The organism is Kitasatospora sp. NPDC002543 (assembly GCF_053594915.1).
The window spans coordinates 1-17,208 of record NZ_JBSFWR010000144.1; the positions used below are offsets into that span (position 1 = coordinate 1).

A 17,208-nucleotide genomic window follows, 5' to 3' on the forward strand; every position below is an offset into this window, starting at 1 on the left:
CGACTTCAACGGCCCATGGGTGAGCACCGTCTCGACCACGGACCTCCGGGCCGGGACGACCCCCACCGAGTTCGGGTTCACCGCCACCTCGCCGCAGGGCACCGCGGACCTGCGCCCCGAGGTGGTCGTGTCCAGCCCCTACGGCCTGACCGAGGAGGACATCGTCCTGGAGGCGAAGTCCGGCGACGGATGGACCCCGGTCCCACTGCACGACGACTGCGGCGCCCTGACCGCGACCGCCCCGACCGGGCTGGAGGTCAAGCACTCGGGCGACTCGGCCGAGTACGTCTTCCGGATCACCACGACCAAGCCCTCACAGCACCTTCCCAACGTCCAGGTAGGCGCCCGGACCGGCGACCACCTGGCCACCCTCCAGTACATCTCCCCCCGCTGACACCCCCACCCCGACGACCCAACCGCGCACGCTCGGGGAACGCGCTGTCCGACGGCTGTCCGGCGGGTGGCGCGGGTGCGTTCCCGGGCCCGGGCGTCAGCGGGCGTGCGCGGTGAGCAGGCCGGGCAGGTCGCGCATGTCGTCGAACAGGACCCGGCCCGGGCCGGCCAGGCGGTCGGCGGAGTTGACGCCGCCGGTGTAGCCGAAGGCGGGGATGCCGGCCGCGTTCGCCGCGCTCAGGCCGTGGGGGCTGTCCTCCACCACCACGCAGCGGGCCGGGTCGGCGCCCAGCGTGCGGGCCGCGTGCAGGAACAGGTCGGGCGCGGGCTTTCCGCGCGGGACGTCCTCCGCGCCGCTGAAGATCCGCCCGGCGAACCGCTCGTACAGCCCGGTCAGGCCCAGCCCCCGCCGCAGCCAGCGATGACCGCTGTTGGAGGCCACGCACCCGGGCAGGTCGATCCGCTCCAGCGCCTCGACGATCCCGTCCACCGGGCCCAGCCGCTCGTCGGTCAGCCGGGTGTGCAGCGGCCGGTACTCCTCCCACCAGTCGGCGGGCAGCTCCCGTCCGAGCAGCTCCTCCAGCGCGGCCGTCTTCGCGCGCTGCGACAGCCCGACGAACCGCTCCACGATCTCCTGCCCGCTCATCGGCAGCCCGAGTGCCGCCATCGCCACCTTGTCCACTTCGACGCCGATCGGCTCGCTGTCGATCAGCACGCCGTCACAGTCGAAGATCACCAGTTCGATCATTCCTGCACCTTATGACCCCGGACGGGGGGCCACGGACGCGCGTTCTGGGCGAAGGTGTCCGCCACGGGTTTCGCCCACGGCGGGCGGCCGTCGGCTGCTCCCTGGTCACCGCACCGGACGCCGCGCGGTGACGCGGGTGCCGCGCATCGGGTCCGCGGGTCCGGTCCCCGCGCCACCGGCATGAACGCCCGGCCCTCGGGGCACACGGCGGGCGTCACGGAAAGGCCGGATCGAACGAGAGGAAGAAGACCATGACGATCCTGTGGGCCCTGGTCGCGGGCCTGGTGGTGGGCCTGCTGGCGAAGCTCGTGCTGCCGGGCCGTCAGCCCGTTCCACTGTGGCTGACCGTCCTCGTCGGAGCGGTCGGGGCGGTGCTCGGCAACGCCGCGGCCTCCTATCTCGGTGTGCGGCACACCGGCGGAATCGACTGGATCCGGCACCTGCTGCAGGTCGGCGTGGCGGCCGTCCTGATCGCCGTGGTGTCGCCCGCCTACGCGGCACGGAACCGCTGAACCACCGCCCGGGCCCTCGGGGCCCGCGGACGGTCACATGGGCCCGGCCGCACCGCCTCCGCGCGGCGGTGCGGCCGGGCCCACGACCCGTGGCGGCGCGGACAGCGCCAGACGGCCGAGGCCGGCCGCGTCTCGGGTCAGGCGCGCAGGACGACCTCGATCAGTGACAGCCACGGACGTCCGCTACGTCCTCCGACCACGCGGTGGATCCGGACGGCGACCGCATCCCGCCGCGCGAGCGCGGCAGGACGGGCCGAGGCGACGGCTGACCGCCCGTCGGGCCGGCGGGGTGAGCGCCGCACCGGCGGTCGCGGGTCCGGGCGAAGGGCGCCCGTCAGGCGTCCGGTAAGCAAACGGTAAGGCGCCCCTCCGTAGCGTCCGGTGGTAGGGCCGGGGACAGGTGCACCGTCCTTCGGCTCGTCCGCGGTTGTTCCCGACTTCCCTCGCTGCGAGAGGAATTGATCAACTCATGCGACTGACAGGACGATGGCTGGGCGCGCTGCGCCGACATCGACAAGGGGCTCCGGAACGGTCGTCGGTGTCCGGGCCGCGACGGGGGTTACGCCGGCTCCTGGGGCCGACCGCGCTGGCGGTCCTGCTGGCCACGGGCGGACTGGGCGGCGGCGGTCAGGCATTCGCCGGAACGCCCGTCTGCGATCCCTCCCGGCTGACGGCCTACACGTCGGGGGGCCTGTGGTGGGGGCAGTACCAGGACGGGATCTCGGTGAACGCCTCGTCCAGCGCCACACTGCACACCAGGGCGGCTCTCTCCCGCACCGTGGAGACCAGCGTCACCGTGAGCGGCGAGTTCACCGCGAGTATCGACACCCTCATCGCCGAAAGCTCCGTCAAGGTCGGTCTCAGCCTCAGCGGCAAGACCGCGTGGACCACCTCCCACGAGATCCAGCTCGACGTGCCGCCCAAGAGCACGGTGTTCTGGCGCTCCGGTGCCGTCCAGGCGACAGTCAACGTCACTGAGACCTACGTGCGTTCGAACTGTTCCACCAGGGTCACCACCGGCTCGTTCAGCGCCGGCAAGCTCGTGGACGTCGTGGTGGACAAGCCCAGTCCGGAGTACGACATCCTGCGCAGGGGCGGGGTGCTGGAGAACCTGATCGGTGGTGGCGGCAGCAGCGGCGGCCGGCCGCCGCACCACCCGAGGCGGCCGGACCAGGGCACCCCGGGGCGGTCCTCCCAGAAGCCGACCGAACCCCAGCCGATCACGTCGGTCGTCGGGCTGCCGGACAACACGCAGCTCATCGCCACGGACACGGGGCGCGTCTACAAGATGGTCGGCGGCGCGCCGGTCTGGCAGGCGACCTGCGACGACGGGATCTGCCAGCCGACATCACGGCCGACCACGCAGGCCGTCATCGACGCCGGACCGGCGACCCCGCGCGACGGCTCCTCCGCCGTCGACCAGCGCGGCAACGTCTACCTGTTCGTCGGCGGCGCGCCGCTCCACCAGGACACCTGCGCGGCCCCGCTCAGCTGCGGGAACCCCGTCAAGGTCTCGAACTGGTCGATCGACGCCCGGGACCACATGAACGACCAGCCCGCCGACGGACACCTCGTCCAGGGCTGGGACGGCGGCACGGGGCTGCCCGTCGCGGAGACCGTCGGCGGCGCGATCGTGCCGTTCAACAACCCGCAGGAGGTCATCGACACCGGGTACGGCACGGACTGGCGGACCAAGGTGACGGCCCTGTCGGCCCGCAGCTACAACAGCATCGGCTTCGTCCTCGCCGACGGCACGCTGATCCAGGGCGCCGGCGGCGCGGCGACCCCCGTGGCCGTCATGATCGGCGGAGCCCGCGTGAACGTGGCGAACGCGCAGGAGTTGCAGGACATCGGGATCACCGGTGACTGGGCCTCCAGGGTCAGGGCGATCCCGACCCGCGCGTTCAACCAGATCCCCGCGGACATCCCGCGCGACGGCACCCTCGTCCAGGGCGCGGGGGCGAGCCCGACGCCCGTGGCGCACATCGTCGGCGGGGCGCGGGTGAACTTCGGGTCACCCCAGGACGTCATCGACGCCGGCTACGGGCAGGACTGGGCCACCAAGGTCAAGGTCATCCCCTCCCGCGCGTTCAGCCTGATCCCCGAGCACCAGCCCACCACCCGCGGCCCGCTCCACGGGCAGCTCACCCGGTACTCGGGGCCGGGCCGCCACCTCGCCACCACCGCCCTGCCCCCGGACGGCTACCGCCTCGAAGGCCCGCTCGGGCAGCTGCTGCTCGCCCGGCAGCCGGGCACGCACCCGCTGTACGACTGCTGGTACGGCGGAGGGCAGTTCACCTCCCTCGACGCGAAGTGCGAGGGCCAGCACGTCGACGGGCTGCTCGGCTGGCTGTACGACAACCCACCGGCCGGGGAGCGGAGCATGGCCGTCTACCGGTGCCAAGTACCCGTCGTGGGCGACCACTTCGACAGCACCGACCCGAACTGCGAGGGGAAGCAGGTCGAAGGGCTCCAGGGGTACACGCTCGCCTACGCCGACCTCGCCCGGTACGTGAGCAACAGCGGCGTCGGGCACGTCGTGACGGCCTTCGGCCCGCCCGACGGGTACCGCCTGGAGGCCACGCTCGGGCTGGTGAACCTCAACGAGCCCGCGGGCACGGTGAGCCTGTACGACTGCCGGGCCGGCGACACCGACTACTTCAGCTCCCTCAAACCCGACTGCGAGGGCAAGACCCGCCTGGGCGGCAGCGGATCCCTCTGGCCCTCCCCGCCGGACGGCATCCCCAGCGTCGCGGTCTACCGCTGCCGCGTCCTGAACGACGGCGGACACCTCGACAGCACCGACCCCGCCTGCGAGGGCCAGGAGAAGGAGGGCCTGCTCGGCTACGCCCGGGCGCCGCTGTACAGCGGCGGCACCGGCAAGGCCGACCTGGTGTCCGCGGACGCCAACGGCGACCTGCGGCAGTTCGGGAACATCGACGCGCTCGCGTTCAACTGGGCGCCCGCGCAGGTGGTGAAGAACGTCTAGACCGACCCGGCCCGGGTCTTCTTCGCCGACCTGACCGGCAGCGGCCGCAAGGACCTGATCGTCGACAACCCCGACGGGACACTCACCGCCTGGCCGAACACCGGCTCCGGCTACGGCACGCCCCGCACGATCGGCACCGGCTGGACCGACCCGGCCCGCGTCAAGTTCGCGGACCTCACCGGTGACGGCAAGGCCGACCTGATCTCCGTCGACGCCAACGGCGACCTGCGGGCCTTCCGCAACATCGACGGCATCGACTTCGACTGGGCCGACGCCACCGTCTTCGGAGGCGGATTCCCCGACCCCGCCCGCATCCTGTTCGCCGACCTGAACGGCGACGGCAAGGCGGAAGCCGTCAAGATCAACCAGAACGGGACACTCACCGCCTGGCCCAACCACGGCGTCCTCGACGACGGCGGCTGGGGCACCCCCCGCGAGATCGGCTCCGGCTGGAACGACCCGGCCCGCATCCGCCTCGCCGACCTCAACGGCGACGGCAGGGCCGAGCTCGTCTCCAGCGAGACCAACGGCGACCTGCGGGCCTTCCGCAACATCGACGGCGTCAACGCGAACTGGGCCGGCGCCGTGACGATCGGCAACGGCTGGACCGACCCCGCGCGCGTCAAGTTCGCCTGACCGACACCCACCACAGGACGGCCGCAGCCGTCCGGAAACCCCGCGCACCCGGCGCGGTCGTGCGGCCCCGGCACCCTCCGGTCCGCACGACCGCGCCCGCGCGCGTCCCTCATGACGTTCTCGTCATCCGGGAACGGGGCGGGAGCCGTCGGCGGGTGAGAGTCCCGTGGACGCGACAGGCCGGCGCGGTGGCGGAAGCCGCACTACGTGCCGTCGGAGGCGTGCCCCTCGGGGCTGCCGTCCGGGGCGGTGGGGCGGCGGCCCGTGGGCGGGGGGTTCCTGCCCGGTGTGACCAGGCCCGTCTCGTAGGCGATGACGACCATCTGGGCCCGGTCGTGGGCCTGGAGCTTGGCCAGCAGCCGCCGGATGTGTGTCTTGACGGTCGAGACGCTCAGCCCCAGGTGCCCGGCGATCGCGGGGTTGGGCAGTCCGCGGGCCACCAGGCGGAGGACTTCCCGTTCGCGCGGGGTCACGCCCGCCAGTTCCCGGACGAGCCGCGGGGGCGGCTCGTGGCGGGCGGCGAACTCGCGGATCAGGCGGCGGGTGACCGCGGGCGCGAGCAGGGCGTCACCGGAGGCGACCACCCGCAGGGCCGTCAGCAGGTCGGCGGGGAGGATGTCCTTCAGGAGGAATCCGCTGGCTCCGCCGCGCAGTGCCGCGTACACGTACTCGTCCAGGTCGAACGTGGTGAGGACCAGCACGCGGGTGCCGACGGCGTCCGGGTCCGCGCAGATGCGCCGGGTGGCCTCCAGGCCGTCCGTGCCCGGCATCCGGATGTCCATCAGGACAACGTCGGGCCGCAGCCGCAGGGCGAGTTCGACGGCCTGCTCGCCGCTGACGGCCTCGCCCGCGACGGTGAAGTCCGGCGCGCTCTCGATGAGCAGGCGGAAGCCCGCCCGCAGCAGCGCCTGGTCGTCGGCGATGAGAACCCGGACCGGCCGGTTCACCGCGCCGCCCCCGGTCCGCAGGGCAGTCGCGCGTGCACCCGGAACCCGCCCGTCGCCAGGGGACCGGCGGAGAGGGTCCCGCCGCACATGGCCGCCCGTTCCCGCATCCCTACGAGTCCGTGCCCGCCGCCGGGACGCCGGGCCGGGAGCCGGGACGGGGGCCGGGACGGCGCGTCGTTGACGACCTCGATCTCGACCGCCCCGGGACCCGTGCGGGACAGGTGCACCCGGCAGTCCGCCGATCCCGCGTGCCTGACGGCGTTGGTGAGGGCCTCCTGGACGATCCGGTAGACCGCCAGTTCCACCCCCGGGGGCAGCGGTGGCCCCGGGTCGACGGACAGCTCCACGCGCGGGCCCGCGCCGTCCGCGAGCGCGGGCAGGTCCGCCAGGCCGGGAGCGGCCCCCGACTCGGCTCCGTCACCGGGCGATCGCAGGACGCCGAGCATGCGGCGCATCTCGGTGAGCGCCGTGCGGCCCGCCGTCCCGACCAGCGCGAGGGTGTGCTCGGCCTCCCGCGGGTTGGTGGAGGCCACCGCACGGGCCACCTCGGCCCGGACCGCGATGACCGTCAGATGATGGGCCACCACGTCGTGGAGCTCGCGGGCGATCCGCAGGCGCTCCTCCGTCACGGCCTGCCGGGCGGCGAGTTCCGCGTACGACCGCTGCTCCCTGAGCGCGGTGCCCACCAGCCAGGGCAGGGTCATCATCAACGACGCGAAGACGGCGCCCCCCGCGGCCCCGGAGGCCGGGAGCGGTCGCGGCACGAGGACCGTGGCCGCCGCGACGGCGACCAGCGAGCAGCCGAGCGCCGTCGCGGAGCGGCGCCGCGGTTCGCGCGCCGCCACCGTGTACAGGACGGCCCCGACGGGGACCCAGGACTCCTCCCACCCAGTGGACGCCAGGGCGAGGACCGCCCCGGCCAGGACCGCGTACAGGACCCGGACGGGCCGCCCGCGCCGCACCGCGACCGGCAGCCAGACCACCGCCGCCACCGCTCCCGCGCCCCAGCCGGCGCGGTGCGCCTCGCTCGCGCCGAACGCCAGGGCGAGGAGCACGGCCGCGACCGTGTCCACGCCGTGCCACTGACCGTCCCGCAGACGTCCGGCCACCAGCGGCCGTGACTGCCCATCACCCATGCCGGCCACGCTATCCAAGCCGGGCCCGGGGCCTGTCAGCCCGGAGGACGTCATCTCACGGGCCGAATCATCCGCGCGGCCGATGCCCGCCGTACCCTCCTGGGCCGACACCGGGTTCCTCCCCGGGGGCGAAGCCGCCGGACCCGCCGGACGGAACAGTGGAACGCATGAACCGGAGAACACTGCTTGCCTCGTACGCCGGGCTGGCCGCCACCCTGGCCCTGGGTCCGCTCGCGCCGCCGGCCGTCGCGCGCCCGGGACAGGCGGAACCCGTGCGGTTCCGGCTGCCCGCCCCGAACGGGCCGTACCCGGTGGGCACGGTCGCGCTACACCTGGCCGACACCACGCGGCCGGACCCCTGGGTGCCCTCCCGCCCCTGCCGTGAGCTGATGATCAGCATCTGGTACCCCGCCCGCGCCGGCGCGGCCCGCCCCACCGTTCCCTGGATGCCTCCGGCCGCGGCCGACCGGTACCTGGACCTCCTCGGCCTGCCTCCCGGCCGGGTGGAACTGGGAGGCACCCACGGCCACGAGGGCGCGCCCGTCGGCGGCCCACCGGGCCCCCTGCCGGTCGTGCTCCACTCTCCCGGCGCCGCCGCGTCACGGTCGTTCGGCACCGGCGTCGTGGAGGACCTCGCCAGTCACGGCTTCCTGGTGGTCACCGTCGACCACACCTACGACGCGGCGGTGGTCGCCTTCCCCGGTGGACGCGTCGAGACCAATCCGCTGGGCGGGGTCAACGACTACGCCAAGGCCCTCGCGGTCCGTACCGCCGACATCCGCTTCGTCCTGGACCGGCTCGCCGTCCTCCGCTCGGGCGGCCACCCCGGCGTCTGCCGCACCCCGCTGCCCACCGGCCTGCGCGGGGCGCTCGACCTGCGGCGCGTCGGGATGTTCGGCCACTCCCTGGGCGGCGCCACCACCTCCGCGACGATGCTCACCGACGAACGGATCACGGTGGGAGCGAGCCTGGACGGGGGCGCGGCGGGCCCGGTGGTGGACGCCGGGCTCGACCGTCCGTTCCTGGTCGTGGACACCCCGGGCAAGGGCGGCATGGAGAACAACCCCGCCCTGCGCGCGTTCTGGTCGCATCTGCGCGGCTGGCGCCTGCGTCTGACCGTCCGGGGAGCCGCGCACCAGTCGTTCGGCGACGACGTGCTGATCCTGCCGCTGATCGCCCCGCTCCTGGGCATGTCACCGACCGACCTGGAGTACGAGGTCGGGACGATTCCCGGGCACCGGGCACAGGCGTTCCAACGCGCCTACCCGCGCGCCTTCTTCGACCTCCACCTCCGCGACCGGGGGCGGCTGCTCGACGGCCCCTCCCCCGACTTCCCCGAGGTCGACTACGCCCGGTGAACGCCGTGGCGCCGGCCCCGGCCGGCGTCGCGGTCGTCGCCGACCGGGGCAGGAGGCCCGTGGTGACGCCGTCGCCCTCGCCCGCACGGCGGGCCAAGGCGACGGGCGGCGACGACCGCGCGCGTTCGTCGAGTACCACCGCCCCGGATCCGGATCCGCAGACGAGCAGACCGCGGCGCGGCCGGCGGCCTGCGCCCGGGTGTGAGAGCAGACCGGCGGGGCGGGGCGGACGGTGTCGGTCGACACGCTCTCCCGGTGGCCGAGTCGGCAAGGCGGCGGAGTGTGGTCCGCAGCGGCTTCCCGGTGTTCCCAGGCCGGCGTGACCGATCTTTCCGAGGGCGCGGGAGCGGAGATCCCCGACAGTGTCAGGCACTCATGTGGGAGGGCTCACCGGGCTCGGTCTCCCCGGCGGGCTACCGTCCGGGTTCGGGGTGGGCGAGGACGGCGTCCGCTTCGTCGAGCATGCGGTGGCGTTCGGCCAGGACACCGTCGAACGTGGCGGCGTTCTGCCGGATCAGGTCGCGCTGGACGGCGGCCTCGGCCTCGTTCCAGATCCGGACGAGGTCGGTCTGCTGTTTGCAGGCGACGTCGGCGAGGGCGGTCTTCCGTTCTTCGCCGGTCGGCTGTTCGGACGGCCAGGTGCCGATCTTCAGCGGTGTCGCGTAGTCGTACCCCGCCTGTTTCATGCACCCGGACCACGCGGCGACGACGGCCACGACCTCCGGGGCCTTCACCGATCGGTCGAAGGACTCCTGGTTTGCCGACCGGACCGGGTAGGCGTCCCCCGGGTAGCCGGTGGTGCCGGTGATCCTTCGTGCGGCGTTTTCCTGGCACCCCTGGGGGCCGGTGAGTGCTTTCACCAGTGCCGGGGCAAGCGGTGGCTGTGCCGGGTTCGGACGGGCCGGCAGGTGATAGCCGGTGGTGCGGGCGCCGGCGGCGCTGGTCAGTCCGTAGCGCCGTTCGTACCGGCCCAGGACGGGGGGCTGGGCGACGGCCGGGGCAGGCGGCTGGAGGCCGGAGCTTCGCAGGCAGTCGGCGACCAGCCGGTCCAGGGCCGCGTGCAGCCGGGCCTCCTCGGCGGGCGGGAGGAAGTACGGGTCCAGCGGCAGGGAGATGGCGGCGGGGCCGTCGACGGCCCCGGGCGCGGGCTCGGTGGTGACGCCGGCGGCGGCCGGGCCCGGCGGCACCCCCGTACCGGAGGCGCGCGGGGCCGGGCCCCCTCCGCTCGTGGAGCAGGAGGCGATCAGTAGGCAGCAGGTGGCGACGGCCGCGAGCGGGGCGGCGAGCCGTGGTGTGTTCATGGTGGCGGGGCCTCGAATCTCCGAGCGGTCGGCCGGGCCGTCCGATCCCTCGGACGGCCCGGCGGGTTCGTTCCGGGATCAGTTGACTCGGAACGAGGCGTCGTTGTTCTTCGTCCGCACCAGGTTGATGTTGCCGCAGGCCGGAACCGTGTCCGAGGCCCCGGTCCAGCTCTCGTTGTAGAACACCTGGACGTTGCCGACGCAGTGGCCGGGGTACTGGTAGGTGGCGGAGGCCGCGTTGTTCTTCACCGCGGTACCCTGTCCGGCCCCCGACGTCAGGAAGGCGCCGGCGTTCGCGAGGTCGGTGAAGCCGCTGAAGCCGGTGCTCAGGTCCCAACCGGCCACCGAGCCGGTCTGGTTGGCGTTGTACCAGAGGCAGAAGGCCCTGGCTCCGAGGCAGTTCGGGTTGTTCGGCGCGGCCTGCGCGGCCGGCGTCACGGCCAGCGTCGCGGCGGCGGTCGTCCCCGCCAGCAGCAGGGTGGTCAGGATGCGTCGTGTCCTCATGTTCTTCTCCTGGTTTCCGGACGCCCCGGGGCCGGGCGGATCCCGGTCGGGTGCGCTTGGGTGCGGTGTGTGCGAGGAGCCGGTCCACCGGCGCCGTGCGGCCTTCCGTCCCGGCGCGACGGCGCCGTGGGCCCGGCCGCTGTCTTCGGCCTTCGCGTTTCGGGACGCCGCGTCAAGGACGGCGGCTACCGGGCCTCGAAGTTGTCCGAAGATCCGGTGGAGGCTCCACCGTGCGGCTTGTTTTGATTGTCCATCAACAAAACTGCGCATAGGCCCAGGTGGCCGCCGGACAATCCCGGTTCGGCCGCCGGACAGGAACGGACAAGGGCCGGGACGGAGACACGATGGGAAACACGGGACGACCGCAGGGGCAGCTCAAAGGAGAAACGGAGCAGGCAAACGCCTTGGCAGCGTTCGTGCGGCAGGTGACGGGCGCGACCACCGTCCGTGAACTCGCCCGGCGCTACCCCGGCGGCAAGACCAGCTGGAGCGAGTACCGCTCCGCGGAACGAAACATCCCGTGGCACCTGCTCGAACGACTGGTCCACGACCATACGGTGGCCCCTCATGCCCGAGCGGTGCTGCTCGCACGCGCCCGCGTCCTGCACGAACAAGCCACTCGGGCCACCGAGGTGCCTCCCGTACGCGTGGACGGTCGGTCGGCCGCGCGGCAGGCCCTGGAACGGGCCCGGCAGGCGCAGCGCGAGGCCGAGGCGGGCGTGGCCCAGGCCGAGGAACTGATCCGTGTGCTGGTGGCGATCGTGGCCGAGTTGCGGGGCGAGCTGCGCGCGGGCGGCGAAGACGAGGCGGGCCCCGACGGATGGGCCCTGGGTGTGGAGGACGCGGGCGTGGGGGATGCGGCGCGGTCGCGACGGTCCCGGTTGCAGGAGGCGACGCGCTGCCTGGCCGAGGTGCGGCGCATCAGGGAGCACGCGTGCAAGGCGCAGCAGACGGCGGAGTGGGAGGAGGAAGGCGTCGGGCTTCTGGTCGAGCAGGAACGGGAGCGGGAGCGGGAAGGCGAGCGGGAAGGCGAGCAGGCCCCAGCGGGTGGGGGCCGGCGGCCGGGGGCGGAGTTGGTTGTCGGCAGCCGGGTCCAGGCGCGTCTGCCGGTGCTGCGGTGTCTGGAGGCCGAACTCGTGCAGGTTCGGGAGGCGTTGGCCGAGCGGTGCCGGGAGGTGAGCCGGATGCTCCAGCCCGCCGGGGCCGGAGGCAGGGTTGTCCGCGGGCACCTGGTGCACGTCCCGGACAACTCGCCGGCCGGTCCGTTCGAGCTCGGCCCGGCGCTCATCGGCCCCCCGCGGGGAGGGGCCGACGAAGCGGGGTGGCGCAGGGCCCGCGGCCGCATGGCTGCCGGGGCTGCCGGGGCCCTTCTCGGCGGGGCGTTGGTGATGGCGGGGGTGCTGGTGGGCCCACGGCTGGGCGTGACGCCCGCCGCCCGGCCCGACGCGGTGTCCCGGGCGGCCGTGACCGGCCCCGGCTCGGAGGCCGGTTCGGACGCGGGCCTTCTCCCGGCGTCGGGGCCCGGCACACGACCGACCGCTTCGCCGACCACCTCGCCGGCGGATCCGCCGACCGATCCGCCGGCGGCCGGGCCGGGGAGTCCTCCGGTGATGCCCGTTCCTACCGGTACGCCAACTCCCGCCGGGCAGCCCGACACCCCGCCGGACGCCGTCGCTCCCTCCCCCTCGCCCGGGAGCGACGGTCCTGCGTCGGCGCCGCCGCCCCGCACCGTGCCGCCGCGGACAGCGGAACCCGGGACGTCCGGCCGCCTCGGCGGAACCCCTGTGGTCCCGCCGACGGGAGCCGTCGAGATCAAAAACGGCAACAGCCTGCAGTGCATGGCCACGCTCGGCGGGACCCGGGAGGACGGCCAGGAAGTCCAGCAATTCCCGTGTGGGGACTACCCCGACCACTTCTGGGAGGCCCAGAAGACCTACACGGACTCCGAAGGCGATACGTACTACCGGATCGTCAGTTACAACAGTGCCCTGTGCCTTTCGGTCCGGGACTCCAGCACCGAAGCCAACGCCCGGGTGATCCAGTCCGTGTGCAACAACGACCCCGGGCAGTCGTGGCGGATCGAGAAGTGGCCGAACGGCCTGCGCTTCGTCAACGGCAACAGCCACGAGTGCCTCGCCGTCTCCTACGGCAGCAGTGCTCCGCACGCCCCGCTGATGCAGTACCCGTGCGGAAACTATCCGGACCACTACTGGAACTACGGGCCGCGTCGTTAGGGGGCGTCTTACCGTCCCGGGCCGGCCCGGCCTCCGCCACCCGGCCGCGTCCGCCGCGCCGGTCCTTCCCCCGGGGCGGGGCCCCCGGGAGCAGGGCGCCGGGCCTGGGCGGGCAAGCTCACCGGCGGCCCCGGAGCGAAAACCACCGGCGCGGGTCACAGGTGGTGGCGAAACTCCCCGGTGCGATGGACGGCCCGCTCCTTCGGCTCAGGGGTGCGGGTCATTGCCGTGACCTGCGGTAGCGGCCGGGCCGGGGTTCGGGCGGGTCATCCGCCGGTGGGCGGGGCTCCGAAGGTTCGCCGGTAGGCCTGCGGCGTCGTGCCGAGGCGCCGGGCGAAGTGGTGGCGGAGGGTGTCGACGCTGCCGAAGCCCGTGCGGTGGGCGACGACGGTGACCGGCTCGTCCGTGGTCTCCAGGTGGTGCTGGGCGAGCAGGACGCGCTGTCCGGTGAGCCATTGCAGCGGGGTGGTCCCGGTCTCCTGCCGGAAGCGTCGGGCGAAGGTCCGCGGCGAGAGGTGGGCGTGGCGGGCCATCGCGTCGACGGTCAGGTCCTGGTCGAGGTTGGCTTCGATCCAGGCCAGGACGGGGGCGAGGGAACCGGACCCGCCGCGGGGAAGGGGGCGTTCGCGGTACTGGCGCTGGCCTCCGTCGCGGTGCGGGGGCGCGACCATCCGGCGAGCGATCGCGTTGGCGACGGCGCTGCCGTGCTCCTTGCGGATCAGGTGGAGGCAGGTGTCGACCCCGGCGGCGGTACCCGCGCCGGTGATGACCGGGTCCTCGTCGACGTAGAGCACGTCCGACTCGACCCGGGCCCGCGGGTGACGGCGTGCGAGCTCGTCGGTGTACCGCCAGTGGGTGGTGCAGCGCCGCCCGTCCAGCAGCCCGGCCTCGCCGAGCAGGAAGGCCCCGGTGCAGATGCTCAGGACGCGGGCGCCTCGCTCGACGGCGGCCCGCAGTTCCTCGGCCAGGCGGTCCGGCTGCCGCACGCGCGGGTCGTAGGCCGGGACGCAGATGAGGTCCGCCGAGGCCAGCCGCTCCAGGCCGTGCCGGCTCCGCACCTCGAAGCCGTGCCGCGTCGGCACGGCGCCGCCGGTTCCTGGGACGAGAGCGAAGTCGTAGACGGGGAGCGCGTCGTCGCCGCGGTCGATGCCGAAGACCTCGCAGAACACGCCCAGCTCGAAGGCGTGGGCGCCTTGGAGCGCCAGGACGGCGACATCGCGAAGCACCGGCTCCCGATCCCCTCTCACGACGGCGGCAGGAATTGCAGCCTATCCGTCGTTTCTGCCACTCCCCGCGGGTGCCCCGCCCTGGAAGGCTCGCAGGCGCTTCCCCCGTCACGCGAACAGCTAGGCACCCGGATGACCACGCACACGCACACCGGCACCACCGATCTCCCGTCACGGACGGCCCAGGTCCTGCGCGCACTGGCGCTCGACGAGGAGCTGAAGTGGCGCATCCCCGGCGACCCCGTACTGGGCCCCCTGGCCCGCAAGGTCGCCCGCCGGTACGTGGCCGGCGAAACCCTCCCCGACGCCCTGGACCGCGCGCGGCAGGTCCTGGCCGCCGGCCACCGCGTGAACGTCGAGTACATGGGCGAGAGCTGCCGCGACCCGCAGCGCGCCATCGAGGAGACCGACACGTTCCTCGCCGCCGCCCGGCTCCTGCCGCCCGGGTGCTCGATCTCCCTCGACCTGTCCCACATCGGCCTCGCCGTCGACGCGGAGCTCGCCCTGGCCAACGCCACCCGCATCGCCCACGCCACCGCCGCCACCGGGCGGGAGATGATGATCTCGGCCGAGGGCTCCGACCGCACCGACGCGGTGCTGGCCCTGCACCACGCGCTGTGCGAACGCTTCGACCACGTGGGCATCACCGTCCAGGCGCGCCTGCACCGCACCGCGGACGATCTGCCGGAACTGCTCACCCGCCCCGGCCGCATCCGCCTGGTCAAGGGCGCCTTCCTCGAACCCGAAGCCATCGCCCACCGGCGGGAAGCCCCGGCCCTGACCGCCGCCTACCTGACGTACGCGGAGCGGCTGGCCGACTCGGGCCACCCGTGCTCCTTCGCCACCCACGACTGGGGCCTGATCGACCGCATCGACCACCACCTCGGGGGGAAGGACCGGGACCACGCCCCCTGGGAGTTCGAAACCCTCCTCGGCCTCGGGCCCGACCGGCTCGACGCCATGGCCGAGCGTGGCCACCCGACCCGCGAGTACGTCGTCTTCGGCACGGAATGGTGGCTCTACGTCTGCAACCGACTCGCCGAGGACCCCCAGCGCCTGCTCCAGGCCCTCGTCGACGCGGCCGCGTGAACCAGGGCCGGAGCGGACGGCGGCGGCGCCGTGACGACGGTGCGCACCACCGTGCCCCAGGACCCGCTGGTCGGTGATCGGCGCGGCGCTTCCCCTCCGCGCGGGGAGCTGACGCGCCGACCACGCCCGGCGCCGCCGACAACGAGGCCACCCGTGCACGCCGGACCCGCGCGACCAGGACCAGTGGGGGCGCCGACGCTTCGCCCAGTGCCGCCCTGACGGCGTGTCAGCGTCCCGCGCCCCGTGCCGACCTGCTCCCGCCCGCGCGCACGACGCGCCCCGGCACCACCTAGAAAACTGGGATGGCGACCGTCCCGCCCCGGGAGGGAGGATGACCGTGCGCACAAGGAATGACATGCATGAATCACCCATGCGTTCGCACCCGATTCGACCGGAGGAGCACCCCCATGGCTTCGCGCAACCGACGCGCCGCCTTCGCCTCAGGCCTCGCCTCACTGTTCGCGGTCGCCGGCCTCGAACTCGGCGCCGCCCCCGCCCAGGCCGACCCGCCGCCGACCCCCGCCTGCAACCCGGACGGCAACCGCAACTGGGAGGACGTCCTCTCGGTGCGGCTCGAACCGACCGTCACCGAGTTCGCGGCGGTCAACGTCACCCCCGGGACCACCGGCGAGTACCCCACGACGCTTACCGAGACCGCCGTCGTGAACACGATGGTCAACGGCAGCACGGAGGTGACCGCCGACTACAAGGCACTCTTCGCCAATGTCGGCGCCAAGGTCGGCTTCGCGGTGGCCGACACCAAGACGAGCACCCACATCGCGCCCCTCACCGAGCCCGTGACCTTCAGCATCCCCGGCTACTACGGCCGCTACCGGGGCTTCCACAAGGTGACCGGCGAATGGGCCCGGTACATCTGCGCCCGCTCCGGCCCGGGCACCGGCCTCTGGATCAAATCCACCATCGGCGGCACCTTCACCACCTTCGGCAACGTCGAGAAGGGCACCGTCTCCTGCGCCTCGCCCGAGCCGGCCGGCACCCTGCGGGCGGCCGCCCGACTGAAGCTCAGCTGCTGACCATCCGCCGTTCGCTGCCCACCCCTTCGACAGTGAAAGCGAGTTCACCATGTCATTTCAGCACCGGTCCCGCCACGGCGCCCGACGCCGGGTGACCGCGCTCGGCACCGTCGCCGCCGCCGTCCTGTTCGCTGCCGTCCCGGCGGCTGTCGCGGCACCCGCCCCGGCCACGGCCGCCCTCACCACCACGTGGGGCGAATTCACCTGCGACGGCGGCCCCTACCTCATCAAGGCCCCCACCACCGACCCCGAGACCTTCCTGACCGTCGCCCTGTCGCCCGGGAACCACGGCTCGGTCATCCAGTACTTCGGGGGCAAGGAGTCCAACCAGCAGTGGATCTACTGCCACAAGCCCGGGCCCAACAACACCGAAACGGTGGTCTTCCAGGACAACTGGCGCCACTGGTGCCTCGCCGTCGACGGCAACTCCATGAGCTCCGGGGCCTGGATCATCACCACCGGCTGCTTCAGCGACCACATCCCCACCGAGCAGCAGTTCGTGAAGGAGAACGTGCCCGGCACCGGCCTGATCACCCTCAAGGGGCAGCACTCCGGCAAGTGGGTGGCGGCCACCGGCGGCGGGAACGGCAACCAGATCGTCCAGAGCGACTACCCGGACCTCTACAGGCTCCAGGCCGTCTGACCCCGGGCCTCCGTCCCGCTTCGGCTGGACGGCACAGCACCCCCGGCCGGCGGCCGTCACTTGCTCGGCCAGCGGCCGCCGACGGGGTGCCGCCGATGTCCGGGATCGCAGCCGCCAAGGCCGGTGCCCGGGGGGGCGGTGGCCCTTCCGTCGCGTCGCACGGTCAGGAGCGCGACGCGGCGGGCGCCGGCCCGTGCGAGGAGCAGTGCAGGCACTGGCGGGGCAGCCGTGCCGTGCGGGGACGGTCGGTGGCTTTGTTCACGGGTTCGGGAGGCACCCCGAACCACGGGCGGGTGATGTTCACGAGTTCTGACGTCAGTGAGGTACTCGTCAGGGCAGCATCGAGGTACTCCTGGCGAAATACCTGCTCTGCTGACTGACCGTCACCGCGGACGAGGTCGCCCCGGCCGCGCACACGCCGACCGACTCGGCGACTTTGCGACGGCGGTAGTAGTGCA

The 17,208-nt window shown here is 73.5% G+C and carries 15 protein-coding genes; 9 read left to right on the forward strand and 6 right to left on the reverse strand.

The features are described 5' to 3' along the window. Window positions 1–394 (forward strand): hypothetical protein (locus ACWD4P_RS35275; RefSeq protein ID WP_449782436.1); only part of this gene is annotated, 394 nt, incomplete at its 5' end. A 96-nt stretch (window positions 395–490) separates the two neighbouring features. Here the strand turns inward: ACWD4P_RS35275 and ACWD4P_RS35280 are convergent. After that, window positions 491–1,141 (reverse strand): HAD family hydrolase, encoded by a 651-nt coding sequence (locus ACWD4P_RS35280; RefSeq protein WP_359829044.1) that lies wholly within the window; start codon window positions 1,139–1,141, stop codon window positions 491–493. A 251-nt stretch (window positions 1,142–1,392) separates the two neighbouring features. On the opposite strand from ACWD4P_RS35280, the gene ACWD4P_RS35285 reads away from it, so the two are divergent. From ACWD4P_RS35285 to ACWD4P_RS35295, 3 genes are all read left to right on the forward strand, one after another. After that, window positions 1,393–1,653: a GlsB/YeaQ/YmgE family stress response membrane protein gene (locus ACWD4P_RS35285; protein WP_449782437.1), complete on the forward strand. Its 261-nt coding sequence runs from the start codon at window positions 1,393–1,395 to the stop codon at window positions 1,651–1,653. Between the two features lie 538 nt (window positions 1,654–2,191). Beyond that, on the forward strand, window positions 2,192–4,642 hold the full coding sequence (locus tag ACWD4P_RS35290) for a hypothetical protein (protein ID WP_449782438.1): 2,451 nt from the start codon (window positions 2,192–2,194) through the stop codon (window positions 4,640–4,642). A 30-nt stretch (window positions 4,643–4,672) separates the two neighbouring features. Beyond that, the gene (locus ACWD4P_RS35295) at window positions 4,673–5,278 is read left to right on the forward strand and encodes an FG-GAP repeat domain-containing protein (protein WP_449782448.1); all 606 of its coding nucleotides are present in this window, start codon (window positions 4,673–4,675) and stop codon (window positions 5,276–5,278) included. Between the two features lie 203 nt (window positions 5,279–5,481). On the opposite strand, the gene ACWD4P_RS35300 is transcribed toward ACWD4P_RS35295, so the two are convergent. Beyond that, window positions 5,482–6,225, reverse strand: a complete 744-nt coding sequence (locus tag ACWD4P_RS35300; RefSeq protein ID WP_449782439.1) for a response regulator — start codon at window positions 6,223–6,225, stop codon at window positions 5,482–5,484. Then, complete coding sequence (locus ACWD4P_RS35305) at window positions 6,222–7,361, reverse strand: sensor histidine kinase (protein WP_449782440.1); 1,140 nt, start codon at window positions 7,359–7,361, stop codon at window positions 6,222–6,224. Before ACWD4P_RS35305 ends, ACWD4P_RS35300 begins: the two co-directional genes overlap by 4 nt. Window positions 7,362–7,528: 167 nt before the next feature. Here ACWD4P_RS35305 and ACWD4P_RS35310 point away from each other — a divergent pair, with 167 nt between their 5' ends. Further along, window positions 7,529–8,719 (forward strand): alpha/beta hydrolase family protein, encoded by a 1,191-nt coding sequence (locus ACWD4P_RS35310; protein WP_449782441.1) that lies wholly within the window; start codon window positions 7,529–7,531, stop codon window positions 8,717–8,719. A 413-nt stretch (window positions 8,720–9,132) separates the two neighbouring features. Here ACWD4P_RS35310 and ACWD4P_RS35315 read toward each other — a convergent pair whose 3' ends face one another. Together ACWD4P_RS35315 and ACWD4P_RS35320 are read right to left on the reverse strand one after the other, a co-directional pair. Then, the gene (locus tag ACWD4P_RS35315; protein ID WP_449782442.1) at window positions 9,133–10,020 is read right to left on the reverse strand and encodes a hypothetical protein; all 888 of its coding nucleotides are present in this window, start codon (window positions 10,018–10,020) and stop codon (window positions 9,133–9,135) included. Window positions 10,021–10,098: 78 nt separating this feature from the next. Continuing rightward, a complete protein-coding gene (locus ACWD4P_RS35320; protein ID WP_449782443.1) occupies window positions 10,099–10,524 on the reverse strand; it encodes a peptidase inhibitor family I36 protein in 426 nt (141 codons plus the stop codon). Between the two features lie 344 nt (window positions 10,525–10,868). Between ACWD4P_RS35320 and ACWD4P_RS35325 the strand changes: the two genes are divergently transcribed. After that, window positions 10,869–12,758 carry an RICIN domain-containing protein gene (locus tag ACWD4P_RS35325; protein WP_449782444.1) on the forward strand — a complete coding sequence of 630 codons (1,890 nt, stop codon included), beginning with the start codon at window positions 10,869–10,871 and terminating at the stop codon, window positions 12,756–12,758. A 266-nt stretch (window positions 12,759–13,024) separates the two neighbouring features. On the opposite strand, the gene ACWD4P_RS35330 is transcribed toward ACWD4P_RS35325, so the two are convergent. After that, complete coding sequence (locus ACWD4P_RS35330; protein WP_449782445.1) at window positions 13,025–13,984, reverse strand: GlxA family transcriptional regulator; 960 nt, start codon at window positions 13,982–13,984, stop codon at window positions 13,025–13,027. A 132-nt stretch (window positions 13,985–14,116) separates the two neighbouring features. On the opposite strand from ACWD4P_RS35330, the gene ACWD4P_RS35335 reads away from it, so the two are divergent. The 3 genes from ACWD4P_RS35335 (at window position 14,117) to ACWD4P_RS35345 (ending at window position 16,750) form a co-directional block, all read left to right on the forward strand. Continuing rightward, window positions 14,117–15,073: a proline dehydrogenase family protein gene (locus ACWD4P_RS35335; RefSeq protein WP_449782446.1), complete on the forward strand. Its 957-nt coding sequence runs from the start codon at window positions 14,117–14,119 to the stop codon at window positions 15,071–15,073. 407 nt (window positions 15,074–15,480) lie between these two features. Continuing rightward, complete coding sequence (locus ACWD4P_RS35340; protein WP_449782447.1) at window positions 15,481–16,107, forward strand: hypothetical protein; 627 nt, start codon at window positions 15,481–15,483, stop codon at window positions 16,105–16,107. Between the two features lie 49 nt (window positions 16,108–16,156). Then, window positions 16,157–16,750, forward strand: a complete 594-nt coding sequence (locus ACWD4P_RS35345; protein WP_359829035.1) for an RICIN domain-containing protein — start codon at window positions 16,157–16,159, stop codon at window positions 16,748–16,750. The last annotated feature ends 458 nt before the right edge of the window (window positions 16,751–17,208 follow it).

Coding starts and splice junctions, on each gene's coding strand:
- ACWD4P_RS35280 (WP_359829044.1), bottom strand. CDS start 1,141: ATGATCGAACTGGTGATCTTCGACTGTGACGGCGTGCTGATCGACAGC.
- ACWD4P_RS35305 (WP_449782440.1), bottom strand. CDS start 7,361: ATGGGTGATGGGCAGTCACGGCCGCTGGTGGCCGGACGTCTGCGGGAC.
- ACWD4P_RS35315 (WP_449782442.1), bottom strand. CDS start 10,020: ATGAACACACCACGGCTCGCCGCCCCGCTCGCGGCCGTCGCCACCTGC.
- ACWD4P_RS35285 (WP_449782437.1), top strand. CDS start 1,393: ATGACGATCCTGTGGGCCCTGGTCGCGGGCCTGGTGGTGGGCCTGCTG.
- ACWD4P_RS35310 (WP_449782441.1), top strand. CDS start 7,529: ATGAACCGGAGAACACTGCTTGCCTCGTACGCCGGGCTGGCCGCCACC.
- ACWD4P_RS35335 (WP_449782446.1), top strand. CDS start 14,117: ATGACCACGCACACGCACACCGGCACCACCGATCTCCCGTCACGGACG.
- ACWD4P_RS35325 (WP_449782444.1), top strand. CDS start 10,869: ATGGGAAACACGGGACGACCGCAGGGGCAGCTCAAAGGAGAAACGGAG.
- ACWD4P_RS35340 (WP_449782447.1), top strand. CDS start 15,481: ATGGCTTCGCGCAACCGACGCGCCGCCTTCGCCTCAGGCCTCGCCTCA.
- ACWD4P_RS35345 (WP_359829035.1), top strand. CDS start 16,157: ATGTCATTTCAGCACCGGTCCCGCCACGGCGCCCGACGCCGGGTGACC.
- ACWD4P_RS35320 (WP_449782443.1), bottom strand. CDS start 10,524: ATGAGGACACGACGCATCCTGACCACCCTGCTGCTGGCGGGGACGACC.